Here is a 4,906-nt window from a genome sequence, read left to right as displayed (position 1 = left end):
AGAGCAAAAGATGGTGAAACTGTAATCCTTGTTCGTGAGGAAACAAGCCCAGAAGACCTTGAAGGTATGGTATCAGCTGTTGGTATCCTTACTGCAAGAGGTGGTATGACTTCTCACGCAGCCGTAGTTGCTAGAGGTATGGGTAAATGCTGTGTATCTGGTGCAAGTGACCTACACGTTAATGAATATGAACATACAGTAAGAGTAAATGGAAAAGTTTTAACAGATCAAGATACAATTTCAATAGATGGTTCAACAGGTGCAATCTACGAAGGAGCTCTTGAAACCCAACCACCACAAATGCACGGTGCTTTTGGCAAATTCATGCAATGGGTAGATAAATATAGAGACATGAAAGTTAGAACAAACGCTGATACACCAAGAGATGCTAAACAAGCCCTAGAATTTGGTGCTGAAGGTATTGGTCTATGTAGGACAGAGCACATGTTCTTTGCAGATGACAGGATTTTCCAAGTTAGAAAGATGATCCTTGCTTCTGACCTAGAAACAAGACAAGCTGCCCTTGATAAGATTCTTCCAATGCAAGAAGAAGACTTCTATCAAATCTACAAATTAATGGAAGAAAGACCTGTAACTGTAAGACTTCTTGACCCACCACTTCACGAATTCCTACCAAAAGGAGAAAAGGAAATAGCTGCCCTTGCCCTAGAATTAAAAATCCAACAGCCAGAGTTCACGAAAGAATTTCAGAACTTCAAGAAGTAAACCCAATGCTTGGTTTCAGGGGTCTAAGACTAGGCGTTATCTATCCAGAAATCTCTAGAATGCAAGCAAGAGCAATCATGCAAGCAGCTATTAGACTAAATAAAGAAGGCATAAATGTAGTTCCAGAAATCATGATTCCACTATCTTCAGACGTTCACGAACTTGACTACGTTAAAAATATAGTTGTAAAAGAAATCGAAAAAGTATTTGAAGAACAGGGCATGGAAATCAAATACCTAGTAGGTACCATGATAGAAATCCCAAGAGCTGCTATAACAGCCGATGAAATCGCACAAATTACAGACTTCTTCAGCTTTGGTACAAACGACTTAACACAAATGACCTTCGGTCTATCAAGAGATGACGCAGGTAAATTCCTACCAGCTTACATCGAAAAAGACATCCTAGAAAAGGATCCATTCCAAGTTCTAGACCAAAAAGGTGTTGGTTTCTTAGTAGAAACAGCTGTAGAAAAAGGTAGAAAATCTAATCCTGCCCTCCACCTAGGTATCTGTGGTGAGCACGGTGGTGAACCAAACACAGTTAAATACCTCTACAATGTAGGACTTGACTATGTATCTTGTTCACCATTCAGAATTCCAATAGCTAAACTTGCAGCAGCCCAAGCAGCAATTGAGAAAAATAAATAAGATAAAAACCATTCTCCGACTAGGTAAAATCCTGGTCGGAGAATTTTTTCGTTAAAAATTTGCATTTTTTATATATTTGGGATAAAATCTTCAAATAATCTGAAAGGAGATTTTATGGAAAAAATCAAAAACATCAAGGGCATAAACGGTGCCCAATTAAAATATATAGCCTTCGCTTCAATGTTTATAGACCATTTCAACAAGGCAATCATAACCCCATTTCTAACAGGAACTGGCCCTATGGTCATTATAACAACTATTTTTGACATCTTAGGAAGAATCGCCTTTCCTATATTTGCCTTTATGGTCGTGGAAGGATTTTTCAAAACAAAATCACGTTGGTCATATTTAAGGAATCTCTTGATTTTTGCTCTAATTTCCGAAATCCCTTACGATATGTTCCAATCAGCTGAATTTGTAAATACCTGGTCACAAAATATTCTCTGGGGACTTGCCCTTGGACTATTTACAATCATGGTAATTGATAAATTAAAATCCTACATCAAAAAAAGACCCCTATGGGTCTTTGTATCCTTACTAATAGTGGCACTTTCCTCACTGGGATCAATGCTCATATCATCTGACTATGAGTACTACGCCATCATAATAATTTACCTATACTATATATTTTATGATAAGAGGCTTTTGGCATCAGGACTTGGCTATCTTGTAATAATCAAGGAAATCTACGCCATTCTTGGTTTTGCGACAGTTCTTTTATATAATGGCGAAAAGGGAAGACAAAATAAAATATTCAACTACCTATTTTATCCAGTCCATCTTTTAATTTTTGGGATAATAAGGATGGTCTTTAAAATCTAAAAGACAGCTTAATTTATTTAAGCTGCCTTTTTATTTGGTGTTTTTTCTCTTATAAGACTTTATTAGGGAAATTGAATTTATAATAATTGAAAGGGCCGCACATATCCAAAGGGCCTTAGATATGGTTGGTATGGTATCCATAAGGCCTCCCCAATCTTCTCTCACTACCCTTCCTGCCCCATCAGCATAAAAGCACAGACAGTAAGGCTCGTGAAAGTTAGGCTTAAAAATCTAAAGATATCAGCACGATTTTTGTAATTCATTATATTTAAAAGGGCGGTGATTATAGCACCGGCCCCGAAGATAAGCCACATTAGAAGGCTTCCTTTTTTATATATTTCTTAACTATGATTCCAAAATAGATTGACATCAAGATAGCTACAACTCCTGCAAGGGCTCTTTTTGTCATTCCCACAGCCGGGATAAAAATCGCTATGGCAAATAGTGAAAGAATCGCTATTGTATAGATAGATAAGACAATGCCCCTTGTTGCCATTTTCACTGTAGTTGAATTTTTATCTTCAAAAGATTTTCTCAAAACAAAATAGAAAAATCTCATAAAAACTATTATAAGTAATAAATAAAGTGCTTTTCCTAAAATTTCCATATTTTATCCTTTCTTATAAAAACTATACTTTCCCAAATATTAAACTCATACGCCATTAAAATCAAAATATTTAAGAAAAAACAGTGAATTTGACCATTGCTATTTCTTCCTATCTTCAAGCCTTAATTCCAAAAGCATACCTGAGTATTCCTTATGAGTTTTTATCCAATCTCTTATATCATCTTCATGAAAAATTGGGGTTATCAAAGAATTAGCTTCATTAGAAAAACTTGCAAATACTGGATATCGCTCTCCATCTTTGATTACACCACCATTATCCCACTGCCAGCCATTTGACATCTTGTGAGTAAGTTTTTTATCTTTAAATTCATAGTTGGTAAGTACAGAAGCTTTATTAACTGATAGATCGTATATATATATTTTGCTAGAATTTACCGCTATACCAAGCTTGTCCTTATCTTCTATTTTAGGAAGCTCAATATCAAAAGCTTCTGAAATTTCCCCATTTTCATAAGTTGAAAGAGTCAGGCGAAGATCATCAGGCCTTATTCCCTTGAAGGAATAAACTCCTGCACCATAATCTAAATTATCTCCACCATCAAAGGTGTCAAATACGTTAAGCTCATAGTCTTCTTTTGTAAGCATGACATCCTCTGCATTTTTCACTTCTACTTTACAAGACGCTAAGCTTAGTATTAAAAATAGACTTAATAATACATTTCTCTTTTTCATTTTTTTCTCCTAAATATGAAAATTACTTTTCTTTTTTATCTAGTATAAGTTCAAATGCCAAAATCTTAAGGTCCTTATCTTCCTTGCTCATTTTTTTAAGATCTTCTTTGGTGATGTTTTTCATGTTAAAATCCTTAACATCCTTGGACAAACCAACAAAAAGAATGGTTGACTGCTTATCTTTTATATCAGCTTGATCTAGCCAATAGGTCTTGGTAAACTGGTCCTTGTCTATGTCATAATCCGCCCTAATACCTCTAGCATCACGTACTTCTCCGTCATCTATCCTAAATAGGGTATAAGTGTGTTCATTGAAACCTAAACCTATTAAAGCAGATGACTTTGTCGCATTCACAGGTCCTCTTGAAATCTCAAAGATTTCCCCGTCTTTTATAGAAAATAACTGCTCCTCTAGATTTTTTGTATCAAGTCCTTCTATGGAATAAGTATTGTAGGCAAGGTCCAAAGGCTTTTCTTGGCCAAAATATTCCACCGCATCCACATCAGTCTTAGCCTGGCTTATTTTTACACCTTCTTCTAGATTAACTTTTTTATTACAGCCAGTAATGGCAAGGGCCAAGGCACATATTATTAAAAACTTTTTCATCTTATCCCCCTTTATCTTGTTACTTATATAATACCCAAAATCAAAATAAAAAAAAGGATTTCCCAAAAATTCAAAAAAAAGCGGCCGGAGCCGCTTGTATATTTTTATAAAATTATTAATAAGAAGATGATTAGAAGGACCATCAAAACCTTGGCACCTAAGGGCAAGATTTTAACTTCTTTTTCCCAATCTATGCTCTTATACATTTTTTGCTCGTCTATATATGAACTCGTAAAGGACAAAGATTTTATATAATAGGTTAAATTTTCTTTAATTTTGATGATTTTATCTTTCAACTTCAATCCTTCTTATATTTCCTAGAATAAATTTATAATATTATCATTTTCGTCAACGTCTATGTCAAGAGCATTTGGATGTTTTGGAAGGCCTGGCATGGTTAAGACCTTATTGAGATAGGCAACTATGAACCTTGATCCTGTCTTAATTTTGATATCAGAAACTGTTATTTCAAAGCCCTCTGGTCTACCCTTGATTTTACCATCATCTGTTAGAGATGCTGGGGTTTTTGCCATACAAACTGGGAAATTTCTATAACCAAGTTCGTCGATTTTATCAAGGACCGCCCTTGCTTCATCTGTGAAATTAACCTTGGCAGCCCCATAGATTTCCTTGGCGATTGTGTTGATTTTCTCTTCTGTGGATATGTCATCTTGGTAAAGAAGTTTTACTTCCTCTTTATTTGATTCAACTATTTTAACAAGTTTTTCTGCAAGGTCAATAGCACCGTCGCCACCTTTTGCCCATACTTGGGTTAGGGAGAACTCAACTCCAAAGTTCTTT

The 4,906-nt window shown here is 35.3% G+C and carries 6 protein-coding genes and 1 pseudogene; 2 read left to right on the top strand and 5 right to left on the bottom strand.

Going from position 1 to position 4,906, the window contains the following annotated elements; all coding sequences use genetic code 11:
• Nucleotides 1–1,376: pseudogene (locus RQ907_RS07605) on the top strand (putative PEP-binding protein); the annotation flags it as partial.
• Nucleotides 1,377–1,490: 114 nt separating this feature from the next.
• A complete protein-coding gene (locus RQ907_RS07600) occupies nt 1,491–2,198 on the top strand; it encodes a TraX family protein (RefSeq protein ID WP_311492774.1) in 708 nt (235 codons plus the stop codon).
• Between the two features lie 30 nt (nt 2,199–2,228).
• Here RQ907_RS07600 and RQ907_RS07595 read toward each other — a convergent pair whose 3' ends face one another.
• The 5 genes from RQ907_RS07595 to RQ907_RS07575 form a co-directional block, all read right to left on the bottom strand.
• Entirely contained in the window at nt 2,229–2,363 is a 135-nt protein-coding gene (locus tag RQ907_RS07595; RefSeq protein WP_311492773.1) for a hypothetical protein, read from the bottom strand.
• A 148-nt stretch (nt 2,364–2,511) separates the two neighbouring features.
• Nucleotides 2,512–2,805 carry a hypothetical protein gene (locus RQ907_RS07590; protein ID WP_311492772.1) on the bottom strand — a complete coding sequence of 98 codons (294 nt, stop codon included), beginning with the start codon at nt 2,803–2,805 and terminating at the stop codon, nt 2,512–2,514.
• A 99-nt stretch (nt 2,806–2,904) separates the two neighbouring features.
• A complete protein-coding gene (locus RQ907_RS07585; RefSeq protein ID WP_311492771.1) occupies nt 2,905–3,498 on the bottom strand; it encodes a hypothetical protein in 594 nt (197 codons plus the stop codon).
• A 22-nt stretch (nt 3,499–3,520) separates the two neighbouring features.
• Nucleotides 3,521–4,105, bottom strand: coding sequence for a hypothetical protein (locus RQ907_RS07580; RefSeq protein ID WP_311492770.1), 585 nt, complete (start codon nt 4,103–4,105; stop codon nt 3,521–3,523).
• A gap of 317 nt (nt 4,106–4,422) precedes the next feature.
• Nucleotides 4,423–4,906 (bottom strand): formate--tetrahydrofolate ligase (locus RQ907_RS07575; protein WP_311492769.1); only part of this gene is annotated, 484 nt, incomplete at its 5' end.

The organism is uncultured Anaerococcus sp. (assembly GCF_963510575.1).
Lineage (GTDB): Bacteria > Bacillota > Clostridia > Tissierellales > Peptoniphilaceae > Anaerococcus.
Note: the sequence above shows the minus strand (reverse complement) of the source record. Positions and strands in the feature narration are given on the sequence as shown.